Annotated in this window: 16 protein-coding genes; 7 read left to right on the forward strand and 9 right to left on the reverse strand. The window is 68.9% G+C overall.

Translation table 11 applies throughout. The features are described from left to right. Positions 1-140 precede the first annotated feature (140 nt). From AAF481_12715 to AAF481_12730, 4 genes are all read right to left on the reverse strand, one after another. The gene (locus tag AAF481_12715; protein ID MEM7482030.1) at positions 141-3233 is read right to left on the reverse strand and encodes an STN domain-containing protein; all 3093 of its coding nucleotides are present in this window, start codon (positions 3231-3233) and stop codon (positions 141-143) included. Further along, positions 3230-4240, reverse strand: coding sequence for a FecR domain-containing protein (locus tag AAF481_12720; protein ID MEM7482031.1), 1011 nt, complete (start codon positions 4238-4240; stop codon positions 3230-3232). Before AAF481_12720 ends, AAF481_12715 begins: the two co-directional genes overlap by 4 nt. Next, positions 4237-4851 carry a sigma-70 family RNA polymerase sigma factor gene (locus AAF481_12725; protein ID MEM7482032.1) on the reverse strand — a complete coding sequence of 205 codons (615 nt, stop codon included), beginning with the start codon at positions 4849-4851 and terminating at the stop codon, positions 4237-4239. The genes AAF481_12720 and AAF481_12725 overlap by 4 nt, the downstream gene beginning before the upstream one ends. 98 nt (positions 4852-4949) lie before the next feature. Beyond that, positions 4950-6533 carry an amidohydrolase family protein gene (locus AAF481_12730; GenBank protein ID MEM7482033.1) on the reverse strand — a complete coding sequence of 528 codons (1584 nt, stop codon included), beginning with the start codon at positions 6531-6533 and terminating at the stop codon, positions 4950-4952. 298 nt (positions 6534-6831) lie between these two features. On the opposite strand from AAF481_12730, the gene AAF481_12735 reads away from it, so the two are divergent. From AAF481_12735 to AAF481_12745, 3 genes are all read left to right on the forward strand, one after another. Beyond that, positions 6832-7242: a DUF3052 domain-containing protein gene (locus AAF481_12735; GenBank protein MEM7482034.1), complete on the forward strand. Its 411-nt coding sequence runs from the start codon at positions 6832-6834 to the stop codon at positions 7240-7242. A 31-nt stretch (positions 7243-7273) separates the two neighbouring features. Further along, on the forward strand, positions 7274-9805 hold the full coding sequence (gene hrpB, locus AAF481_12740) for an ATP-dependent helicase HrpB (GenBank protein MEM7482035.1): 2532 nt from the start codon (positions 7274-7276) through the stop codon (positions 9803-9805). A gap of 266 nt (positions 9806-10071) precedes the next feature. After that, the gene (locus AAF481_12745) at positions 10072-10776 is read left to right on the forward strand and encodes a hypothetical protein (protein ID MEM7482036.1); all 705 of its coding nucleotides are present in this window, start codon (positions 10072-10074) and stop codon (positions 10774-10776) included. 90 nt (positions 10777-10866) lie between these two features. On the opposite strand, the gene AAF481_12750 is transcribed toward AAF481_12745, so the two are convergent. Continuing rightward, positions 10867-12114: an endonuclease/exonuclease/phosphatase family protein gene (locus AAF481_12750; protein MEM7482037.1), complete on the reverse strand. Its 1248-nt coding sequence runs from the start codon at positions 12112-12114 to the stop codon at positions 10867-10869. Between the two features lie 77 nt (positions 12115-12191). Between AAF481_12750 and AAF481_12755 the strand changes: the two genes are divergently transcribed. Genes AAF481_12755 through AAF481_12765 form a run of 3 tightly spaced genes read left to right on the forward strand, consistent with a single transcriptional unit; the run spans position 12192 to position 15576 of the window. Further along, positions 12192-13307, forward strand: coding sequence for a hydroxymethylglutaryl-CoA synthase (locus tag AAF481_12755; protein ID MEM7482038.1), 1116 nt, complete (start codon positions 12192-12194; stop codon positions 13305-13307). A 13-nt stretch (positions 13308-13320) separates the two neighbouring features. Further along, positions 13321-14679, forward strand: coding sequence for a hypothetical protein (locus AAF481_12760; GenBank protein MEM7482039.1), 1359 nt, complete (start codon positions 13321-13323; stop codon positions 14677-14679). Between the two features lie 9 nt (positions 14680-14688). After that, entirely contained in the window at positions 14689-15576 is an 888-nt protein-coding gene (locus AAF481_12765) for a 5'-3' exonuclease H3TH domain-containing protein (protein MEM7482040.1), read from the forward strand. Here AAF481_12765 and AAF481_12770 read toward each other — a convergent pair. Genes AAF481_12770 through AAF481_12780 form a run of 3 tightly spaced genes read right to left on the reverse strand, consistent with a single transcriptional unit; the run spans position 15573 to position 20789 of the window. Further along, complete coding sequence (locus tag AAF481_12770; GenBank protein MEM7482041.1) at positions 15573-16757, reverse strand: hypothetical protein; 1185 nt, start codon at positions 16755-16757, stop codon at positions 15573-15575. The two genes, AAF481_12765 and AAF481_12770, sit on opposite strands and share 4 nt — an antisense overlap. Positions 16758-16784: 27 nt before the next feature. Next, positions 16785-18209, reverse strand: coding sequence for an MBOAT family protein (locus AAF481_12775; GenBank protein ID MEM7482042.1), 1425 nt, complete (start codon positions 18207-18209; stop codon positions 16785-16787). Between the two features lie 18 nt (positions 18210-18227). Continuing rightward, positions 18228-20789 carry a LamG-like jellyroll fold domain-containing protein gene (locus tag AAF481_12780; protein ID MEM7482043.1) on the reverse strand — a complete coding sequence of 854 codons (2562 nt, stop codon included), beginning with the start codon at positions 20787-20789 and terminating at the stop codon, positions 18228-18230. A gap of 53 nt (positions 20790-20842) precedes the next feature. Between AAF481_12780 and AAF481_12785 the strand changes: the two genes are divergently transcribed. Then, positions 20843-23119, forward strand: a complete 2277-nt coding sequence (locus tag AAF481_12785) for a transglycosylase domain-containing protein (GenBank protein ID MEM7482044.1) — start codon at positions 20843-20845, stop codon at positions 23117-23119. Here the strand turns inward: AAF481_12785 and AAF481_12790 are convergent. Beyond that, entirely contained in the window at positions 23116-23883 is a 768-nt protein-coding gene (locus AAF481_12790) for an alpha/beta hydrolase (protein MEM7482045.1), read from the reverse strand. The two genes, AAF481_12785 and AAF481_12790, sit on opposite strands and share 4 nt — an antisense overlap. Positions 23884-23890 lie beyond the last annotated feature (7 nt).

Here is a 23890-nt window from a genome sequence, read left to right on the forward strand (position 1 = left end):
GAGGCGGCGGCTTCGCCGCCGAAGATGGGGGTGAGCCCGTAAATGCTAGGCATTTCGGGCGAGGGGGGCGCCAGCCCCCCTGACCAAGAAAGCTAGCAGGGCAGCTGAAATCATAGGCCGAAAGCCTTTTCAGCGACCTGCTAGATACGGCGCCTGAGGGAGAGTCCGTAACGCACATCCCCGACCTCGTCTTCGTCCGTCGAGTCGAGGGTGAGGCGGATTGATGGCCAGATATCCAGGCGGAAGGGTCCGTTGACCAAGAAGCGGAAGAAGAGCCTCGTATCGCGGATCGATCCCACGCTCCGCCGCGTCTCCTCCAACCAGCGGAAGGTTTGATCGAGGCGCAGGTTGATCGGAGTCTTCCACAGACGCGAGCCCCAGCCGACGCTCGCCACCACCGCCTCATCGGCGCCCTCGACATAGCCGAAGCCGGTCAGGCTGCCGCGCCCCAAGTTGTTGGACAGGCGCGAGATGCGGTCCAGACGCCAGCCCTTCCAGTGCCCCACCGCGGCGCTCAGGCTGTTCGATTCACCGGCCCGCCAGAAACCTCCCACGCTCGAACGTACCCCGCTGTAGCTGTCGTTGAGCGGTTCACCACCGTCCACACCCCAGGCCGTCCAGTCGTCGCGCAGGCCGTACTCCACGCCGACCTGCGTGCTGTAGTTGCGCCAGCGGTAGGTCAGCGCCAGGTCCCAGGTATGTTCCAGGGTGTCCGTCGGCAAAACGAACCGCTCGCTGGTCGAATCGCCCTCGCCGAAGGTGAGATTGCGCAGCGTATAGATGGTGTTGAGGGAGGTGCGCTTGCCCAGGGGCATTCCCAGGCTCAGCGAGAAGGCCTCCTGGCGAATTTCGAGAGACGTATCGACCAGCCCACCCGGGGTCTCCACCGAGCCGCCGCGCTCGTCGGCCTGGTAGGGCACGAACAGCAGCGCCGACAACGTCCAGTCGTCGCGCAGGAAGCGCGGCACGCTCAAACCGACGAAGGCGTCCTCCAGAAAGAAGCTCACGAACGCCTGGTATCCCCGATTCAGGAAGTCCTGGTCGGAGATGGTGATGCCCGGGAAGAGGTCCGCCTCCTCGTCGTCGGAGTTGAAGCCGAAGAGCGAAAAACGGGTGCGGGTGGAGTAGGCGTGGATGTCGGCCAGGGTCCGCTCGCCGTAATTCCCGGCGGCATCCTCGTCCGTCGCCGCCTCGCCGGCCGCGGAGACCTCCTCGCCAGCCGCGGCATCCCCCGTCGCCTCGGATCGAGCGCTCGGCAGCGCCCTCGCGGTCCCGCCATCCTGCCGCGCGGCCAAGGGCTCCAAACGCCGCTTGCCGTCCTTCGTCTTGACCAGCCAGCGATGGCCCTCCGGCGGCGTCTCGACGTGGATCATGATGTCGCTGGCGTAGGCTTCTTGCGCTACCTGCTCGATGTCCGGCCGGTTGTACTTGAAGTCAACGCGCCGGGTTTCCGTCTCGCTGCTGTAGAGCGTTCCATAGCTCACCCCGGTCAGGGTGCCGCGGCGTTTCGTCCAATCCCACCAACACTGGCCGGCACTGGCAATCCACTCGTAGGAGTACGTTCGATCCTGGTTGATGAAGGTGCCGTCGATGCCCTTCTGGATGGTCCGCAATCGGTGATGCGCGTGGTTGCGCCGATCGAGCCACACCTCTCCCCGGACGAAGGTTCCGTCGTCCGGGGAGCCCTCCCGCAGCGGCCGGAAACCGATCCTGTAGGCCGCCCGGCCGGCGATGGTCTCTTCTCCCAGGTACCGATACTCGTAGGTCTCGTCGAGTTCGACATCCAGCGGATTGAGTTGGATCAGCGCCTCGCTGCGAAACAACCGCCCCTTGAGCAGTTTCTTCTCCGGGTAGGGAACGCCGTTGATGGAGTACGCCAGGTGGTGGTAGTCCGTCAGGCGGCCCTTGCGCTGCAGGATGCGGTGGGTCCACTGATACCGGTCGGCCCCCGGCAGATGGACCAGACCGCTGATGTACTCCATCACGTCCAGGGACTCGAAGCGGTTGAGCTGGCGCTCCCGAAACACCTGATTCTTGACCACCTCTTCGTAGGGATCGACGATACCGGTGTCGCTCACCTCGACATCGAAGTTGGCGGCTCCCGGCCCCTGGACCTCCAGCTCGAACAGATAGTAGGGAGACGTGCCGTCGACCTGAAGAACCGAATGGCCTCCGGAACTCCAGAAATCGAAGGCGGCACCGCGCGGGAACAACAAGCGTGCCGCGTGCTCTTGCGGCAGCTCGAAACGCATCTGTTCGGCACCTTCGGCGTAGAGCGCCAGGTACCGATGGTCAGTTTCCGGATCGAGGAAGAATCGGACCCGATTCTGCGCAATGCCCTCCACCACCGGCTGATCGTATAGAACCCCGGCGGCGGTGTTCTGAATCTCCAGCAAGAAGGCATGGTGCAAGTCATCCAGCCGCAGATCCTCCAGAACCACCACCTCGTCACCACGCTCCGCACCGGTGAGCAGTCGCGACAGAACCTCGGTGGGCGCGGAGCGGACCCGCCACCAGCGACGGGCGGTGTCGTCCGCCGCCGGAACCGGCTCGTGGTCGCGATAGGCATAGGCATCGACGTAGGGAGCCAAGCCGAAGGAGACGAGACGGGCCAAGGCGTCCCGGTCGCCGGCGAGGGCGACCCGGACACCCTGAGCCAGGCTTCGGCCGTCGAGGATCAAGTTCTTGAGTTCGAAGGCCGCCCGCTGCCAGTCCTCAAACCGCTCGGTGGCGACCCGGACCACCAGATAGCGGCTCGCCGCATCGAGGGGCGCTTGGGATGCCGTGGCTGGAAAACTCCACTCCACCAGTTCGGAACTTTCGAGCCACACCGGCAGGACCCCCTCGACCCCTGCATTGCCGCGCCGAGGCAACGGGCGCGATCCGGTCGAGTGTCCGCCGGCGGTCCGGTGACGCACCACCATCACCACCCCTGCGGCGCTCTCCTCGGCCGCCAGTCCGAAGGGCTTCAGAATCTCCTGCAGAACGCTCATCGGCGACGCTGCGCGATGGGACGCGGTGACCTGCATGTCCCCCTCTACCAGATCACTGCTGTAGATCACCCGCAGACCGTGCTGCTGCAAATCCGCCAGCACCTCTTCGAGCTGCCAGCACAGATAGCGATCCCGGTCGAGGCTCTGAGCCGCCGCGCCCGCGGCCATCGACCACACTACGCAGGCGGCGAGGATAAACGAGGTCGAGCGTCGAAGACTGAATCGTGAAGAGTTGATCATCGGCTGCCTCCGGATTCGATGCGAACGACTCCGTCCCTCTCGCGATGGACGAGGCCACAGGTTTCAAGAACCGCCGGGAACGCCTGTTCGGCGGTGACACCGGTCAAATCACCGTGGAGCGTGATGCCCAGCACCCGGCGTTCGAGCTCCGCATCCGAAAACTCGATCCGCCAGCCGGTCTCGCGAGCAGCCCAGCCGAGAAACTGCCGCAGGGTGCTGCCTTCGAGTTCGAAGGGAGGGGAGACGGCGAGGTGCCATTTCCACGGATCTCCGTGCAGCGAGACGGAACTCCGCTTCACGGCGCCGCTCGAGTGGATGGTCAATTCCTCCCCAATGCCGGCCTCCAGGGAGCGTTTTCCCTGGTCGACCCGAACCAAGCCTTCCCGCACCCGCACCCGCAAGCGCTGGTTCCGAACGCGCACCTCGAACTGGGTACCGATATCCCACACCGTTCCGTAGTCGGTACGGATCTCCAGCCGAGGGTCGGCGGCGGCGGAGAATTCGCCGGAATCGAAGTAGACCGCGCCGCGCGCCAGTCGTAGGTGACGAGGAGACTCCAGGTGAACCAGCGAATCGACATCCATCCGCAGCGACTGTCCGTCCGCCCAACGTAGGGAGACGCGGCCATCAGACGCCGTTTCGAGCACCGTTCGGGAATCGAGTTCGTCGCCCGTCCGCAGCAGCCGGCCGGCGCGCTCCCCGCCCTGGGACAACGTCACCGCGCCGTGGATCGCTTCGACGACGGCAACCTGCCGCGGCGCGGTCGAACCCCAGGGATCGAAAGCGAACCAGCTCGCGACCAGCCCCACCGCCGCCGCTGCGACGGCGCCGAGAGCCCAGCGCCGGCGACGCCCTCGGCGGACAACGCTCCGCCACTCCTCGCGGGCGAGGGATCGACTGCGCGCCAAGGCCTCGACCGGTACCGGTTCGGGCGCTGGCACCAGGCTCAATAGCCGGGCGACTTCATCTTCCTCGGACGGAATGCGATCGGATTCGTGAGGCTTCATGGTGCCGCTTCTCCGAGTTGTGCCGCTTTGTGAAGCGAAGCGAAATGGTCGCGGAAGGAGGCACGGGCACGAGTCAGCATCGACTCCGCCGCCTTCGGCCCGACCTCCAGGCGACCGGCGATCTCCGCCACGGACAACTCCTGCATGTATTTCCAGGTGAGAACCTGCCCGTAGCGCCGCGGCAGATGATCGAGGGTGACCTGCACCCAGCGGGCGACCTCCTTGCGCCGGAGCTCGGCTTCCGGCCCCGGCGTGTCCGAGGCGACCATCGATTCGAGTGCGGCTCGAATCTCCGGCAGGTCCTCGATCGGCACCACCGCTTCGGCTCGCCGTACGTCCCGGCGGCGTTGGTCGCTGATCTCGTACCGGCAGAAAGTGCACAGCCAGGTGAAGAGCGCCGCTTCGCCGCGGTAGGTCGGGAGCTTTCGGATGGCGCGGCAGATCGCGCCCTGGGCCACCTCTTCGGCGACCTGGGCATCGCCGGCCAGGCGCGCCAGCGCGAACCGGTAGAGGCCAGGAAAGTAATGGCCGAAGAATTCGTCGAAGGCCGCCTCGTCACCGGCGATCATGCGCCGAACCAACGCCCTGTCGTCGAGATGAAGAATCGCCATCGCCCCTTCTCCGAAGCCTGCTCCGGTCCAAAGTACCCGCTCTACGGATTAGAGGGATGGTGGCGGAGAAATCCTTCGCGGAAGGGAACGTCTGAGCCCTATTTCCCCGCCGGTTCCTGCTCTGCTTTGACCATTCGCCTGACCTCCTGCCGCAGCGCTTGAGCGTCGTAGAGGACGCCGTCACGGATCGTCCAGGTGACGCCGCCGATCCTCTCGAGAGTGCCGTCGTCCCGAAGCCGTGGGGTGCCGGTGCCGTAGAGCACTTTGAAGTCCGCCACGGGATTCTCGGGCACCACCACCAGGTCCGCCCGTTTGCCGGGCTCGATGGTGCCGATCTGGTCGGCGAGGCCCAGTTCGTCAGCGCCTTCTTGGGTGGCGGCGCGGAGAATTTCGAGCGGCGTGAAACCGGCCTCGCGCAGCAGTTCCATTTCGCGCACGAAGGCGAAGCCGAAGACGGTGTACATGAAGCCGGCATCGGTGCCGATCGCCACCCGGCCGCCGGCGTTGGCGTAGTCGCGCAGGAAGCGCATCCAGCGGCGATAACCCTTGCGCCAGGCGACCTCGTCTTCGGTAGTCCAGGCGAAGAAGTGGGCGGCGTGCGAGCTGCGGTTCGGGGTGAAGGATTGCCACAGGGAAGGCAGGGTGTACTCCGCGTGCCACTCCTTTTGGCGCGCCCGCATCAGGTCACGGTTGGCCTCGTAGAGGGCAAGAGTTGGCACCATCGCGACGCCGCCTTCGACCATTTCGGCGATCACCCGCTGCCAGCGCTCGCTCCCCGGACGCGTCGCCTGACCCCACAGCCGGCCGAGGGTGGCGAAGCGATGCTGTTCGTCCAAGTAGTTGTAGTCCGCCGGGTAGGCCGGCAGGGTGGTGTCCTCGATCAGCGCTTCCGGCAGACCGTAGAAGTGTTCGAGCTGGTCGAGGCCGTGGCGCGCCGTGAACAGGACGTCGGTGCGCGATACCCACAGCGGCGAGTGGTGGCAGGAGGTGGGCAGGCCTAGATCCTCCGCTTCGTCGAGGGCGGCGGCAAAGATCTCCGGCTTCTCGCCGCGGAACTTGATGCCGGCGGCGCCCTGTTCCTTGGCCTCCCGCACCCAGGCCCGAGCGTCGTCCGCGTCCGCAACCTTGAGGCCCGGCCGGCCGAGACCGAAGTGCAGCCAGGGCACGACCCGCGGCGACACTACGCTGTGCTCCTCCGCCGCTCGGCGCCACTCGTTGCAGATCTCCATCCCCCGCTCGCACACCGGCTCCCGCACGGTGGTGATGCCGTGGGCGAGCCACAGGCGGGAGGCGTAGTCGCGGTTCCGGCCGGCGTAGCCGTAGAGATCCACGAAGCCCGGCAGCACCCAGGATCCGGTGAGGTCGATCTCGCGGCCGTTCTCGCCCACCTCCGGCCGGCGCGCCGGATCGATCTCGGTACCCGGCGCGCCGATGTAGGCGATGCGGACGATCTCGTCCTCCTCGATCACCAGATCCATCGGTCCCTGGGGCGGCGCGCCGGTGCCGTCCACCACCATCACGCCGCGCAGCACCAGGCGATCGTAGGGACCCTCGCCGACGGCTGGTGGACCGTTGTCCTCCGCCGCGACGGACAGCGCCGCCAACAGCAGCCCCAGGATCAAACCGCCGAAGGTCCAAGGCTGTGCTTCACGACGACGTAGCGCCCCCCAAACATCAAACATCGCTGCTCTCCTCTCGGGTCTGCCTGCGGATTGTGCGTCCGGATTCACCCCTTCGGTGCCGACTTACCGGAGAGGCGGGACAAGGCTCTCATACCCATCCGCCGTTCTTCGGACCTCCGCCGTAACTTCGTCCTCGATTCTCCGCCGGAGAGTCCGTCTGCCTCGGTGAATGAGCTACTCTAGGCGGCGCCAACGCTACGAAGACCAAAGACGGGCGCCCTTCCTTCGATCGACGGGCGCCGGTCGCTGCCGTTCTCCCGTCGCCGAAGGACTGTTGTTTCCACGGAGGATCGCCACCATGCCCGCCGGATATTCCGGAACTCCCCTCGCCAAGAAGTTGGGCATCACCGACGGCTGCCGCCTGGCCGCCCTCTACGCGCCGGCGCACTACCGCCGCCTGCTCGATCCGCTCCCCCTGAGGGTGCGGATATTGAGCCGCCTGTCGCGCGATCTGGACCTAGTGCACCTCTTCGTGATGGAGCGCCGCAGGCTGGCCGACCGGCTACCGGCCTGCCTGAGCCGCATTCGCCAGAACGGCGGCATCTGGGTGTCCTGGCCCAAGAAGGCGTCGAAGGTGGAAACGGACATGACCGAAGACGTGGTGCGGGAAGTGGCCCTGCCGCTGGGCCTGGTGGACGTCAAGGTGTGCGCCGTGGACGAGGTCTGGTCCGGCCTCAAACTGGTGATCCGCAAAGAACTGCGGCGGTAGCTCAGGCCGCCGCCTCCGGTACCATCCGTCGATGGCCCCGGCTCCTACAGCTCCCCTGCCGATCGACGAGGTTCTCCCCCGTCTGACCGCAACCTTGGAGGAAGCATCTTCGGCGGTGCTGCGCGCCCCTACCGGCGCCGGCAAGACCACCCGGGTGCCGCCGGCCTTGCTCGACGACGTATCGCTGGAGGGCGCCGTGTGGATGGTCGAGCCGCGGCGGATCGCTGCCCGCGCCGCCGCCCGAAGAATCGCCGGCGAGCGGGGCTGGACCCTGGGCCACGAAGTGGGCTATCGGGTGCGCTTCGATCATCGCGCACGGGAAGATTCGAAGCTGGTGGTGATGACCGAGGGCATCGTGCTCCGGCGGCTGCAGCAGGACCCCTTCCTGGAAGGCGTCGGAGCCCTGGTGTTCGACGAGTTTCACGAGCGACGGCTGGACTCGGACCTGGCCCTCGCCATGGCGGCGCGGGTGCAGCGCGAAGTGCGCCCGGATCTGCGGCTGGTGGTGATGTCCGCCACCCTCGATCCGGCTCCCATCGCGGCCTTCCTCGGCGACTGCCCGGTGATCGAGAGTCGCGGCTTCCTCCACCCGGTGACCGTCGAATATGGCGACGAGCCCTTCCATCTCGACCCGCGGCCCTGGGACATCGCAAGCGCCGCCGCGCGAGGCGCTCGCCGGGCCCTCGAAGACACCGCCGGCGACGTGCTGGTGTTTCTGCCCGGCGTCGGGGAGATCCATCGCGTGGCCGAACATCTGGACGACCTGGCGACGGTCGCGGTGGTTGCGCTGTACGGCGATCTGCCGCCGGACCGGCAAGACACGGCCTTAGAGACCGGTCCCCAGCGGCGGGTGGTGCTGGCGACCAACGTCGCGGAGACCTCGGTGACGGTAGAGGGCATCACCACGGTGGTCGACAGCGGCTGGATGCGCCGCATGCGCTTCGACACCGGCAGCGGCCTCGACCGCCTGGAACTCGCCCGCATCAGCCGGGCTTCTGCGGAGCAGCGCGCCGGCCGCGCCGGCCGCCTCGCGCCGGGCCGCTGCCTGCGCCTGTGGACGGAGCACGACCACCGCCGCCTGACGGAACGGGAAGCGCCGGAGATCCGCCGCATCGACCTTGCCGGAACCGTACTTCAGCTCCTCGCCTGGGGAGAGCCGGACCCCCTCCGCTTCGCCTGGTTCGAGGCGCCGGGCAAGCGGGCCGTGGAGCAGGCGCTGGCCCTGCTGCGCCACCTGGGGGCCGTCACGAACTCCGGCATCACGGCTCTCGGCCGGCGGATGGCCGCCCTGCCTCTCCATCCGCGCCTGGCGGCCCTGGTGCTGGCCGGCGACGATCTCGGCGCCGGCCGGCGGGCCGCCCTGGCGGCGGCGCTGCTGTCGGAGCGGGATCCCTTCCGCCGCGGCGGTTCCGTCGGCCGGTCGGCGGCGGCCCACGAGTCGGACCTGCTCGACCGAATACAGGCTCTGGAGAAATTCGAAGAGCGAGGGTATCTACCCGGCTCCGGCGGGGAACATGGCGCCGCCAGACATGTGCTGCGGGTGCGCGACCAGCTCGCCAAGGCCGTCCTCAAAGGTGGACCCGGTGGCCGCCGCAGCGCACCCCAAGAGAGTTCCGACCCGGCGTTCCTACGTGCTCTCCTCGCCGCCTATCCGGATCGTCTGGCGCGCCGCCGAGAACCCAACGAACCTCGAGCGGTGTTGGTGGGCGGCACCGGTGTCACCCTGGCGCCGGGCAGCGGGGTTCACCGGGCGGAGCTGTTTCTGGCCCTCGACCTGGCCGGCCGGAGCGGCGCCGAGGCGGTCGTCCGGTCCGCCTCGGAGGTGCGCTTCGAGTGGTTGCCGGAAGCCGCTCTCCGGGCCGAGATCGAGACGGAGTTCGACCCCGAACGCCAGCGCGTGGTCGGCTACCGCCGCCTGCGCTGGCATGATCTGGTTCTGGAAGAGCGCGAGGTGCCGGTGGCGGCCGACGTGGCGGCGGAGGTTCTCGCCGGCGCCGCAGCACTGGACCTGGAAGCCGCTCTCGGCCTCGACCGGCCGGCCATCCGGACCTTCCTGGCGCGCCTCGACAGCCTGCGCGAAGGCTGCGAGATCCCGTCCCTGGACGCTGCATTCTGGCAGTCCGCCCTGCCTTCCCTCACCGCCGGCAAGCGGTCCTACGAGGAGTTGCGAAAAGCCCCGCTGATCGACACGATTCTCGGCGCCCTGGGCTGGGATGTCGGCCGGCGCCTCGAACGCGAGGCGCCGGAGCGCATCCGCCTGCCGAGTGGGCGGTCGGCCCCCCTCGACTGGACCGGCGACGGCCCACCGGTTCTGGCGGCGAGGATCCAAGAACTCTTCGGCCTGACCGAGACGCCGCGGGTGGGCGCCGGCCGGGTGCCGGTGCTCCTCCACCTGCTGGCCCCCAACTTCCGGCCGCAGCAGATCACCCAGGATCTGGCGGGCTTCTGGCGCCGCACCTACCCGGAAGTCCGCAAAGAACTCCAAGGGCGTTACCCCAAACACGACTGGCCGGAGGATCCCGTCTCGGCTTCACCGCAAAAGGTCGGCCGACGAAGAAGATAGTCTGCCAATCCACAAAATTATTTAGAGATTATTATCTATATGCTATAATTGTCGAAGTTTCGGAGACTCCATCCTGCACGGACGACCGAAATTTCGCCCTCGATCGGTCCGCGCAGGATCGAAAATATCTCGTCGGAAGTCGATTTCATCCCCGCTGGGAATCTGACGGCGCCCGTCTCTGACCTCTGTCCTTCGACCCTCCCCGAGGGGGATCGTCCGCCTCGCGGGAGCCGGTCGGTTCACGCGATGACCATGAGGAGAAACCCATGAGAGAACCGCAAACCCTGCGAACCGCCGGTCGAACCGCGACCCCGATGGCCTTGGCCCTTGTCTGCCTCCTGCTGTGCCTGGTCGCCGCGTCCCTCTCGGCGGCGCCGCATTCCCCCTCCGTCGTGACCGAAGGCGCTGAGGTCCCCGGAACCCGCCTGTATGCATCGACCCAAGCCTATGGGGAGTTTCGCATCAACCTGCCGAATGGCGAGACCATCACCATCCCGTGCGACGGGATTCCCGGAATCTCCGGGGTTCTCACTGAGGACGCGGTCAGCCGGAATGGGGAAGGCCGACCCTCCGTCGCGCTGCGGCGATTGGTCACCCACTTTCACCAGGATCTCGGATCGGACCATCCGCTGATCCTGATCGAGCAAGACCATGAGCGGACGTCGACGGGCGAGCTGACGGGACACGCTAAAGGCGGAGCCGGCGCCCTACTGCCCGGCACTGCGCGCTTCGATCAATACATCATCATCTACCTCGACGGACGCGCCTTGACCAACCGGGAGCCCTTGACGCTGATCGCCGACCAGGTCAAGTCTTGGCCGCCGCTGGGGTCGTCCTTCCAGTTGCAGGGGCCGACGGCGTTCTACGACCTTGACGACGTCCGGGCGGGCAACCCCGCCGCCGCGGTCGTCGGCACCCTCGATGCCTGCAATGTCGAAGTGCGGGAGGAGCTGACCCTGCTCGGCGAGTAGGACGCTCAGTCCGGCCGTCAACTCCAAGATCGCCGCAACTACATTTCGGGCCCCGATGCGGATAGCCACAGCGAGGCCCGGGTTCGGCCTTTACGGCAACGCCAAATCGAGCCACAACAGGCGGTGGTCCGAGGCCTCCGCGGCGAGGGCGTGCCCTTCGGGGTCCTCGGACGATGCCGGCCAGAAGACGCCACCGTCGAGCACCCTCAACTCGAGGCTCGGCAAGAGGTAGTCGACCCGCGAACCGCCGAGGAATTCCGCCGTCGCCGTTCGCGGCAGGGCCGCGGAATCGGCGCGCTCCGCCACCTCCAGGGAGTTGCCACGACTCTGACGGTCTTCCCGACGATGCTCCTCGGCGCCTTGGCTGACCAGAATCTCCGAGGGATCTCTCAGGGCGGGATGGTCGAGCAACTGAGCGATGGCCGTCTGGCCGTCGTACCGTTCGCCATCGGCGTCCGGTCGCGCATTGAGGTCCCCCACCACGACAAAGGGTTCGTCGTGGGCCTTGCCGCCGCGGCGGCCGTTGTCGTCGATCAGGGCCGAAGATCCATCGAGGTACTCGACCCAGAGTTTGATCTCGTCAAAGTTCCGACGGCCGTTGCGGTCCTCGTCACCGTCGAAGGCCGGCGGCGTGGGGTGGCTGATCAACAAATGCACCAAGCCTTCGCCGACCACCACCGGGAGATCCCAGTGGGACTTGCTCGACAGGCGGAAGACCTCCAACGCCTGCTCCGAGTAGAAGCCCGGAGGAATGTGATGGCCCGGCAGGTCCTGCCAGAGAAACCGCTGAAACGAGCGCAGTCGGTCCGCCTGCAGCGGGAACCGCGACAGCACCGCCATCGCGTACTGCCCCCGGTAGGTGCCGAAGCCGAAACTGTCGCCGCCGTAGCCGCGACTCCCCTCCTCGGTGACGATCTCGCCGTCGCCATCGAGGTCCTGGCCGCTCGCCAAGCCGGTGTTCGACGGTGCCGCGAAGGCGTGCGGATAGGCGAGCGGTGCACCGTGCCGCTCCGCCGCCGGCTCGAGATACGCGTCGGCGAAACGGCGGGCATTCAACGCCGGGTCGTCCGGCGCCGAGGCATCGTGATCGATCTCCTGCACCACCAGCACGTCCGGCGCGATACGCGCCACGATTTCCGCCGCCGCCCGGAGCTGGCGATTCCGGCCGACGCCGTCGTCGTCCACATCGTTGAGGGCTACCGTCCTCAGTTCCTCGATGTTGAACAACGCCAGGCGTAAGACCTCCGGGGGTTCGTCCGGCTCCGTCGGAGGCTCGGGACCGGCGCAGGAGGTGGCGGTGACGACCAGGAATCCGAGGAGCAGCGATCGAATCGGCATGGCCGGATTCTACTCGCCCCATCGCGCCTTTCGACCCCAGTGGACACCCTCTCCGCCCGTGGTTAGACTCCGCTGCCATGAACTCCCACTCCCTCGCCGAACGTCCCGCCACGGGCATCGCGTCCATCGGTCTCGCCTTTCCCCCTCTCGCCCTGCCGGTGGAGGAGCTGGCGACCCTGCGCGGCGTCGACCCGAACAAGTACACCCTCGGCCTCGGCTGTCGCGAAATGGCCCTCTGCCCAAAGGACTACGGCGTGGTGGACATGGCCGTCGAGGCGGCCCGGCGGGCCCTCGACCGCTGGGACGGCGATCGCGAGCGCATCGCCCTCCTCGCCGTCGGCACCGAAACGGCGCTGGACATGAGCCGGCCGCTGAGCGCCTGGGTGGCGGAGAGCCTGGGCCTGGCCGGGCGGGTACGCTCCTACGAGGTCAAACACGCCTGCTACGGCGGCACCCTGGCGCTGCGTCAGGCCACCGAGTGGCGGCTCTCCGGCGCCGCCCGGACGGCCTCCGGCGATACCCAAGCCGCCCTGGTGATCGCCGCCGACGTGGCGCTCTACGAACCGGAGGATCCCGGCGAGCCCACCCAGGGCGCCGGCGCCGTGGCGATGGTCGTCGACGGCCCCGAAGTCGCCGCCATCGACACCGCCAGCTACCCCTACAGCGAACCGGCCTTCGACTTCTGGCGGCCGGTGGGCCAGGACTTTCCCAATGTCGAAGGTCCGCTGAGCCTCGACTGCTACCGGCGCGCCGCCGAAGCCTGTTTCACCGCCTGGATCGGCGACCGCGAACCCCGCCCTGCCTTGGCCGAGCTGGCGGCCCTGTGCTTCCATGTGCCCTTCCCCAAAATGGTCAAGAAGGCCGTCGTTCAGATGGGCGAAGCCCTGGGCCTCGCCGAGGAGGAGATCACCCGCCTCTACGACGGCAAGGTCGCACCGACCATGGGTTGGAATCGCCGCTGCGGAAACGCCTACACCGCCAGCCTGTGGATCGCCGTTGCCGAGGCTCTGCGTGGGCTCGATGAGGGCCGGCGCATCGCCGCCTTCTCCTACGGCTCCGGCTTCGGCGCCGAGCTGTTGACCTTGGCCGCCGGTCCGGCGGCCGCCGCCGGCGCCTGGGCGGCGGACATCGAAACGGACCTCTCCCACCGCCAGCGGATCGACGCCGCGGCCTACAGCCAACTCCGCGCCTAGGGAGGTCGCATCGATGATCCGCAGCGCCACCATTTTCCTGACCCTCTTCGCCCTCCTCGCATGCGGCCCAAAACCCCCGACGGACGACGAGCCGTCCTCCCCCGAAGCGAGTGCAGCCATGGCCGAAATTTCCGAAGACTACGTCCGCCTCGTCCTCGCCGTCGGCCGCCACGACGACAACTTCGTCGACGCCTACTACGGTCCCGCCGAGTGGCGGCAAGAGGCGGAGGCCGGTGAGCCGGTTCCGCTGGAGGATCTCTCCGCCCGGGCCGATGCGCTCCAAGAACGGCTATCGGCGGTGCCAGCGGGCGACGCCACGGGAGACGCGGCCGCGCAAGGCGATCTCTTCGGCCTGCGCCTCTCCTTCTTCCGGGCACAACTGCGCGCCGTCTCCAGCCGCATCGCGATGCTGAACGGCGCGGACTTCACCTTCGACGAGGAGTCCAGGCGCCTGTACGACGCCGTCGCACCGCACCATCCGGAAGGGCACTACGAAGCGCTGCTCGCAAGCCTCGCCGGGGAACTGCCCGGCGACGGCCCCCTCACCGAGCGCTACACCGCGTGGCAGGAGCAGTTCGTCATCCCGCCGAACAAGGTGTCCGCCGTCTTCGACGCCGCCATCGCCGAGTGCCGGCGGCGCACCGCAGAGCGCCTGGAGCTGCCGGAGAGCGAGAGCTTCACGGTGGAGTACGTCACGGACCAACCGTGGAGCGCCTACAACTGGTACCAGGGCGACTACAACAGCTTGATCCAGGTGAACACCGACCTGCCCATCGCCATCGACCGGGCGGTCGACCTGGCGTGCCACGAGGGCTACCCCGGCCACCATGTGTTCAACGTCCTGATCGAACGCGATCTGGTGCGCGACCGGGGCTTTCAGGAACTCTCCGTCTACCCGCTGTTCTCGCCCCAGTCGTTGATCGCCGAGGGCACCGCCAACTTCGGCATCGAGGTCGCCTTTCCGGGGGAGGAGCGCACCGCCTTCGAGCGCGACGTGCTCTACCCACTGGCCGGTCTCGATCCGGCGCGGGCCGAGGAATACTCGCGGGTGCGTACCTTGATGGCGGACCTGGCCTACGCCGGCAACGAAGCGGCGCGACAGTACCTCAACGGCGAGATCGACGCCGACCAGGCCGCCGCCTGGCTGGAGCGCTATGCCCTCTCCAGCCGGCCGCGGGCGGAGCAGCGGGTCCGTTTCTACGACCGCTACCGCAGCTACGTCATCAACTACAACCTGGGTCAGGACATCGTCCGGCGCTGGGTGGAAGCCCAGGGCGGCACGGCAGACAACCCGGAAGCGCGCTGGGCGGCCTTCGAAGCGCTGCTCAACACCCCGCGCATCGCCTCCGGCCTCGCCGTCGACGGCGACTGAAGCCGACCGATGGTTGAGCAGACGGTCTACCTGATCGATTCGAGCCCTTACATCTTCCGGGCCTTCTTCTCCCTGCCGTCCTCGATGCGAGACGGCGAGGGGCGGCCGGTCAACGCCGTCTATGGCTTCGCGTCCTTCTTGATCCGGCTGATCACCGAGGAGGAGCCGAGCCACCTGGCGGCGACCTTCGACGGCCGATTGTCGGAGAGCTTTCGCAACGATCTCTACTCGGCCTACAAGGCCCAGCGCGAGGCGCCGCCACAGGAGCTGAAGGACCAGATCGGCCTCTGCCGCGAGATCGCCGAGGCCCTCGGCGTGGCGACCTTGATCGACATGTCCTACGAGGCGGACGACCTCTGCGGCACCCTTGCCGCCCGCTTCGCCGAACAGGGCCATCGCGCGGTGGTGGTGACTTCCGACAAGGACCTGGCACAGCTCGTCACGGACCGGGTGAGCCTCTACGACTTCGCCAAGGGCAGCCACTTCGGGCCGGCGGAAGTGCGCGAGAAATTCGACGTCGCGCCGGAACAGATCGCCGACTACCTCGGCCTGGCCGGCGACGCGGTGGACAACATTCCCGGCGTACCGGGCATCGGCAAGAAAACCGCCGCCGCTCTGCTGCAGGGGATGGGCACCCTCGACGCCGCCCTCGACCGCCTGGACGAAGTGGCGGAATTGCCGCTGCGGGGCGCCAAGTCGCTCGCCAAGAAGCTCACAGAGCACCGCGACCAGGCGCTGCTCTCCCGCCAGCTCGCCACCATCGTGACGGACGCTCCGGTGGCGGCGGAGATGGAGGATCTGGAGCTGCGCGGAGCTTCCGAGGAGAAGGTCGATCCGCTGTTTGAGCGCCTCGGCTTTGGAGCGACGCTACGCGACCGCATACCCGCTTGGGCCTAGTCCATCGACGGCAACGCCACCGGTCGCCAGTCGGCCAACACCAACTCCCGCGCCGCCACCTGCCACACCACCACCTGGACCCCGTCGAGGGACATCGTCCCTGCCGCCAGACGCGCGGCGAGGCGTTGCCGCACTTCCGTCGCGCCGCCGCCGTCGATGGCGAGGCGCTCGACCGGCCGCTGGAGGTGGAAGGCGAGCTGTTCCGCCAGGCCGGCGCCGCGGCCCCACCCCAGGCGATCGTCCGAGAAGACGTTGGTGAAACTGTCGCCCAGCAGCAATACCGGTGCGCCTTCCGCCTCATCGGGTCCCCGCACCACCTGCAGGGAAATCGAGTGCCAGGGCGCCGCCTCCGGCTCCAGGGTGCGGCGCTGGTCGCCGACGCCGGTCACCTCGACCGGCGAGCGGATCCACTCCCCCGCCGGCGCCCCCGTCAGCCGCGGCGTGATGCGCTGCGCCAGCCGGCGGGCGACCGCGTCCACCACCTCCGGCCGCCAGTGGGTATCGTCGATCAGGTAGGCGGCCTTGTTCTCCTCCAGCACACCCGCGAGGATCTCCGGTGCCGGATCGTAGACCTCCACCCCCACCGCCTCCAGCTCCACCCGTAGACGTTCCCAGCGGGCAACGTTCAGCGGCGCCTCGACCCCGCCGAATCGCGGCGCCAGAAGGCGCGGGTGGACCGCCGCCTTGGTCGGTGCCGGCAGCAGGATCAGGTGGACTCCGCGTTCGGCGAGCTGTCGCGCGAAGCCCGCGATGGCCTGGACGGGACCGCCAGCGGTTTTCTCCTGTGCGGAAGCCGGCAGCAGCAGAGAGTCGACCCCAGGCTTCAGGAAAAGCCAGTCCCGTCGGCCAATCAGCACATCACCCCGCGCACCCCCGACCCGGCTGACGAGCGGACCGAGCGCCGAGCGCAACCGCGCGCCGGCGTCGCTGGTGTCTTCCAGGTTCTCCTCGAAGCGCTCCATGCGGGCCGCCAGGTCGGCGACTAGACCGCCGCCGCCGGCCGCCGAAGCGGCCGCGGCGAGAGCTTCGTAGGACGGGCTCTCCACCGGACCGACGGCATCCCACAGGGGCACCACCAGGATGATCGCCAGGAAGGCGCCGACCAACCAGCGGGCGGTCACCGGCCCGACCACGGTCGGCGGCATGATGCGATCCGGGCGGAGATCGGGAGCGGCGGCCATCAGCGGGTACCCATCAGAAGGTGCCCATCAGAAGATGAAGTAGATGAAGGGATTGTGGCCCTGCAGTTCGAGCACTGCCAGGGAGGCGGCGAAGAGACCGAGGGCGGCGACGGCGCGCAGCGGGGTGAGCACCCGGCTCCAGTCCCAGGTCTGCGGTGAGCGCCAGACGATCACCGCCGCCAGGGCGAAGGGCACCGTCAAGGCCGGCACGTAGACGATTCCCGAGAGCAGGCCGGCGGCGGCGCTCGCCTCGGAGAGGCCGAACATCGAGCGGTAATAGCGGCCGGCGGCGGCGATGTCCTCGGCCCGGAAGAGCACCCAGCCGAGGGTGACCAGCAGGAAAGTGCCGGCCATTTTCAGAGGGGACACCTGCAGCGGGGCCGGCAGCCAGCGCCGCCATCGCTCCGCCCAGCCGCGCTCTCGGATGAGCCGCTCCGTCGCCAGCAGCCCACCGTGGAAGGCGCCCCAGGCAACGAAGGTCCAGGCGGCGCCGTGCCACAGGCCTCCCAGGAGCATCACCAGGGCGAGGTTGCGGTAGGTCGGAAGGCGGCCCCGGCGGTTGCCGCCGAGGGGGATGTAGAGGTAGTCGCGCAGCCAGGCCGACAGCGAAATGTGCCAGCGGCGCCAGAAGTCGGTGATCGAGGTGGCGCGGTAGGGCGAGTCGAAGTTCTTCGGGAAGGCAAAGCCCAGAATCAAGCCCAGGCCGATCGCCATGTCGCTGTAACCGGAAAAATCGAAGTAGATCTGGAAGCCGTAGGCGAAGGCACCGTACCAGGCCTCCAGCGGACCGAGGCCGACGGTCCGGAAACAGGCATCGGCGATTTCGCCGCAAGGGTTCGCCAGAAGAATCTTCTTGGCCATGCCGAGGGCGAAGAAGGCCACGCCGCGGGACGCCTTTGCGAAGCTGTGGCCCCGCTCCACGAGCTGGTCGGCCAACTCCGAGTAGCGCAGGATCGGCCCCGCTACGAGCTGCGGGAACATCGACACATAGCAGGCGAAATCGACCAGATTCTTCTGCACCTCGGCGCGGCCGCGCCACAGGTCCAGCGTGTAGCTCATCGACTGGAAGGTGTAGAAGCTGATCCCCAGCGGCAAGGTGACGGCGAACAGGGTGCCGTCGATGGGCGGCAGGCCGAGGGCCTCGGTCAGCGACGAGTAGACGAAGCCGGCATACTTGAAGTAGCCGAGCATCAGCAGATTGCCGGTTACCGAAGCGGCTACCGCCCAACGGCCAACGACGCTCCGGCCATGGCGGGCGATCACCCGGCCGGCGCCGTAGTCGAGCACCGTGGAGGCGAGCATCAGCGGCAGGAAGACGGGATTGGCCCAGCCGTAGAACAGGTAGCTCGCGACAGCCAGCGCACCGTTTCGGGCCGCCCTCGGCAGGGCGAAGTACACCGCCAGCACCAGCGGCAGGAAGTAGAAGACGAAGAGGTGGGAGCTGAAGACCATGGCGCGGGCGGTATGGAGCTAGGGCGCAGCCTCCACCAGCGGCCGGGCGGCGAAGTACAGCGGCCCGGGACCGTCGATCTCATCGGCCAGGTAGCGCCCTTCGAGCTGCGGGTTGGCCGCGAACGGCTCCAGACGCAGGCGAGCGCGCTGGCCGACGGTCCAGGCGCCCTCCCGCGTGCTTCGGCCGTCGAGCAGCACCCAGTGGGCCACCCGCAGACGGTCGTTGGCGGTGAGCTCCACTCCCCGGCCCGCCAGCCGCCGCAGAATCCGGTACTCGTATACCGCCAGGGCGCGATCATAGGGAGTGATCTCGTCCAGAGACGGGGTCGGCGAGCGCGCCACCAGCTCCGCCTCCACGATCGCAGCGGCGACCGGCGTTGCCGTTTCCCGGTCCAGGCGCCGATGGCTCTCCGCCACCTCCGCCGGCGACAACACCCGGCCGTAGAAGGCCACCGCATCGATAGCCCCTGTCCAGGCGGCGGCGTTCACTCCGTTGCCGGCCCAGCCCTCGCCGAAGCGCAGGGGCTGGTCCCGCCAGTGGAAGAAGTCGCCCAGGCGGCGGCCGGCGGCGCCCAGATCCACCGCGTGGCCGTCGCGATAAGCGCGCAGCGCGCCCGGTTCGAAGGTGACCGTCAGATGCACCGCCTCGCCGGCCGCCACCGGGAACAGCTCCACCGGCGGCACCGGCCGGTTGCGGCCGGCGGTGCGCAGCCGCAGCACCAGGCGGTCGCCCTCCTGGGTGACGGCGAGATGCCCTCCCCGCCGGCCGGCGCCGAGGGCCACCACGGTCCTCGGGCGCGGCTGCGAAGTGCCGAGGGGCACGAATCTCACTTCGAAGGACAGGCGGTTGGCTCCCTGGGCAGCGCGGCGGATGGCGCCTCCCGCCTCCGCCGACTCGAAGTAGCCGCCGGACGGACGCATGGCGCCGCGGCCGTCGATGCGGGCCTCGCCCCGTGCCCGCAGCACGAAGGTGCGCTCGCCGGCTCCGGACGGCGCCGGCACCAGGTTGGGCGCCGAGCCGTCGCGCCACAGAAAAGCCAGAGCCTCTCGCCCCGCCGGCCAGCGAGGAGCGGGAATCGGCCGGCTGACCGCCGCCATCTCGTTCGGCGGCACGGCCCGGTCCAGGATGCCGGCGAGGTTCAGGGTATCGGCCGCTTCGAGATCCGCCGCCAGATCGAGGATCAGCCGCCGCCCGGACTCGTCGAGGCGCCGGCCGGCCACCGCCAGGTCCGAAGCGAGAAAGATACGGGCCATTGCCGCCACCCTCACCGGCTCGTCGAAGGACACCTCCAGCCGGCGCGGCCCCACCACCCGCAAGCCCGTAACCTGCGGGGGCTTGCGCGACCTCACCCGCACCTGCCCCTCGAAGCGCTCGCCGGCCGGCGTTTCGGCGATCACCCGGTAACTGCCCGCGGCCTCGAAGGTATGGCGGGCGGCGGTGCGCACTTCGCCTTTCAGACCGTCGCCGAAATCCCACCGCGCCGGTCGCGGTGCGGCGAAGTCGACGATGACCGGCGCTTCCCCGCCGTGACGGCCGAGGGCGAGAGGGCGGCGGTAGACGTCCGGAAAGCGGTCCGTCGCCGGATCCTCGCTCACCGCCACCGGTGGCCCCACCAACTCCAGAGACTCGGGATCCACCTCCGCCAGCCACACGTCGTAGTCCGCCTGCTGGAAGTCGTGCTCACCGCCGGAGGCACCCCAGGCGAGAAGGCTCTGGTCCCGGGACAACATCGGGAAGTAGAGATAGCCGCGATCCGGCGGCAACCGGTGGTCGCCCTTGTCGAGGATTCCGCGGCTGGTGCCGGTGGCCAGTTCGACCTGCCGCACCGGGCCGCCGGCGCCGGCGATCCAGAAGCCCCAGCGCCCATCGGCGCTGAAGTAGGGCTGGCAGCCCCCCAGAGGTTGGCGCGGCAGGATCTCACCGGTCGCCGCCTCGAAAGGCGAAAAATCGGGAACGCCGCTGGTGGCGAAGGTCAGCGGCGCGTTGACGATCCAGCCGTCCTTCGGGTGCGGCTCGCCGGTCAACGGGCGGATCTCACCGCTGGACGCTTGCAAGAGCGCCGTGTGGCCGTCCGCACCGATGAAGATCAGCTCCTCCGACGATCGCCACAGGGCCACCCGGTGTTCCGAAGGCACCCGGGCGGCGGCCAGGCGGCGGCTTTCGCCGCTTGCGACGTCCTGCAGCATCAGTTCCCCGGACCAGGGACGCGGGCCGCCGGGCCGGAAGCGCAGGTAGACGAGGGAGTCACCCTCTGGCGAAATGTGCGGGCAGCAGTGCCGCCAGCCGGGGTCCTCGGGGCTCAGCCGCTCGGCCGGCGAGCCGTCGAGGGAGCGCCGGTAGATCCGCCACTCGCCCTCGCGGTTCGATTCCCAAGCCACCCAGCCGGGACCGAGGGCGGCCTCGGCGAGGGTCCGTCCCGCCCCGGCCGGCGCGGTGGAACCCGTGGGCGCGGCAGGTCGAAAACCGGCATCGGCCGGCGTCAGGTTTAGCCAGGAAACTGCTAGCGCGGCGACGAGGGCCAGCACGATCCAGCCGAAAGTGACGAGCGAGGAAGGGAGGCGGGCGGCGGAGAAGGCCATTCCGGATACACTAACAGTCCGCCGCGCGCCGTAATCCCCTCGTCCCCCGCACCATGCTCAGCCGCTACGCCTCTCTCGTCGCATTCGCCACGGTGGTCCTGTGGATGATGGCGACGGCGCTGTCCGGCGCCGACGAGAACACCGAGCCGCGACTGACCGACACCCTCGGCCGGAGCGACGTGCGGGTGCTCTCCGCTGCCTTCGAGATTCCCCTCGGCGCCACCGTCGAGGAACTGGCGCTGGCGGAGCGTCTGGAACGGCAGAACTACCGCCGGGTACGCCAGCGGCCGGAGCGGCCGGGAGAGTTCTTCTGGGGCCACGAGGTGTTCTGGATCTATCGCCGTGCCCACCGCAGCGGCGGCCAGGATCGACCCGCGCGGCTCTTCGCCCTGCGCCTCGAGCCACCGGCGGGGCGCATCCTGCAGGCCGAGAACGCGGACGGTGCTGCACTGCGCAAGGCGCTCCGGTTGGAACCGGAACTGCTCGCCGAATCCCTCGGCGGGGATCGTGCTCCCCGCATCCCCATCGTCTTCGACGACCTGCCGGAACACGTCTGGCGGCCGCTGCTGGCGGCCGAGGATGCTCGTTTCTTCGACCACGTGGGGATCGACGGCCGGGGCATCGCCCGGGCGCTCCTCGCCAACGCCAGGGCCGGCGGCGTGGCCCAGGGCGGCAGCACCATCACCCAGCAGTTGATCAAGCGGCGGGATCTCACTCCCAAGCGAACCCTCGGCCGCAAAGCCTCGGAAGTGATGCGGGCGCTAGCCCTGGAGGCCGACTACGACAAGGAAGAGATCCTCGAGGCGTATCTCGATCACGTCTACCTGGGGCACGTCGACGGCGTGTCGATCGACGGTTGGGGCACCGCCGCTCGGGTATTTTTCTCGAAGCATGTCGAGGACCTCGATCTGGCCGAGTCCGCCCTGCTCGCCGGTATGGTCCAGGGACCCAACCGCCTGTCGCCGGTGCGCAACCCGGAGGCCGCCCAAAAGCGTCGAGATTGGGTCCTCTCGCGGATGGAAGAGCTGGGCTGGACCGCGGCGGACGAGGTGGCCGCGGCCCGCCGCCAGGCGGTGCGCCTGAAACGCTCCTCACCGCCCCGGCGGATGGCGCCGCAGTTTCTGCGCTGGGTGGCGGAAGCGGCCGAATCCTCGGCACCGGAGCGGCTGGCGAAGGGGCGCGGACTGGTGGCCGAAACCACTCTCGACCCGCACCTCCAGCGGCTGGCCGAAGACGCCGTCGGCCACGGCCTGCGCAACCTCGGAGCGCGCGGCGCCCAGGCCGCCCTCGTCGCCCTCGACGCGACCACCGGCGAGGTGCTCGCCCACGTCGGCGGCGATCCGCGCGGCGCTGGCGACCAGTTCGACCGGGTGCGCCAGGCAGAGCGCCAACCGGGCTCGGCGATCAAGCCGCTCTTGCTGCTCGAAGCCTTCGACCGCTGCGCCGGGCCGCGGGATGCCGAGAGAAGCGACCCTCCCCGGCGGCCGCTGTTCCCGGCCAGCCGAGTGCTCGACGCGCCCTACCGCCTGGAGTTGCCTTCCGGGCCGTGGGAGCCGGAGAACAACGACCGGCAGTTTCGCGGCGTCGTGCGGCTGCGCGATGCTCTTTCCCAGTCCCTGAACGTGCCCTTCGCCCGCCTCGCCGGCTGGTGCGGCCTGGAAGCAACGGCGGAGCGGGCGCGGGAAGCGGGGCTTTCGCTGCCGGAGGAAGTGCCGCCGGCCTTCGTCCTCGGCGCCATCGAAACCACGCCGCTCCGCATGGCCGAGGCGTTCACCGTCTTCGCGACCCCGGGCAAGGCCCTGCGGCCGTTTCCGGTGCGCCGCCTGGAGCGCCCCGGCGGCCGCCTGCTGGCCCGTTCAAAGGCGATGTCGCGGCGGGTCGTTCGGCCGGCCACCGGCTACCTGGTGCGCGACATGATGCGCACCGCCGCCGAAGTGGGAACGGCGCGCGGCGGCGCCGTCCAGGGCATCGACGTGGCTGGCAAGACCGGCACCTCCTCCCGGCGGCGGGACGCCTGGTTCGTGGGCGATACGGGCTCCCTGGTGATCGCCGTGTGGGTGGGAAGGGACGATGGCGAGCCCCTCGGCCTTTCCGGTGCCGCGGCGGCGGCGCCCATCTGGCAACGCTTCGCCGCCGCGGCGGCGGGCAGCCGGCCGCGGCGCAGCGTCGAGCGGCCGAGCCGGGTGGTGGAACGGGCCTACGACCCGGACACCGGTCGCCGGGTGCGCGAGACGCGTCGCGGTTCCGAGATGGAACTCTTCCGCCTCGGCGCCCTGCCGCCCCACAAGCGAGTTTTCAGGAAGGATCCGGCGCTACCGGTGGTGCGTTAGAGCAAACCGCAGTCCGCCAGAAAGCCGGCGGTCAGTTCCCACAGACGGTCGAGGCGATCGAGCAGGCGGTGATCGCCGTCGGCGAAGAGTTCCAGCCGAATCTCCTGGAAGGCGCAGCCGGCGACGAACTCCATCACCCCGCGCCAGGGCACGGAGGCGTCCTGCATGCCCTGGAAGATGAGCGTCGGGGTGCGGTAGAGGGAACGCAGGTCTTCGACCGGGTACGCCTCCAGATCGCGCCACAGGTCCCAGCCGAGGTCCACTTCCACCAGTTCCGTGGCGAAGCGCAGGTATCCGTCCCGCTCCCAACGCGCCATTCCGTCCTCCCCCGCCACGGCGGCCAATCCCGCCGCCAGTTCGAGGGCGGGGGCCAGGTGAATCGCCGCTTCGACCCGGCCGGGGTGGCGCGCCGCCCACCACATCGCCGACGCACCGCCCATCGACGAGCCAAAGAGCACCCGGCGGCCGAAGCCGCGCTCCGTCAGGGCCGCATCCACCCGGCCGATGTCTTCGAGGTTGCGGCTCAGAGAGAGTTCCTCCATCGAGCCGCCGGAGGCGCCGTGGCCGCGGAAGTCGAAGGAGCAAAAGGCGAGACCCGCCGCCACCGCCCGGCGCCGGAAGAGATCCGCCTTCTCGCCCTCCTGACTGGAGCCGAAGCCGTGGAGGTAGAGCATCGCCCGGTCGCTATCCGCATCCTCCGGCCGGCTGAGGCGCACCGCCAGGGCGCCGGCACCGGTCTCGAGCCTGAAGGTCTCGTCGCTCACCGTAGCC

The organism is Acidobacteriota bacterium, assembly GCA_039030395.1.
Taxonomy (GTDB): Bacteria; Acidobacteriota; Thermoanaerobaculia; order Multivoradales; family JBCCEF01; genus JBCCEF01.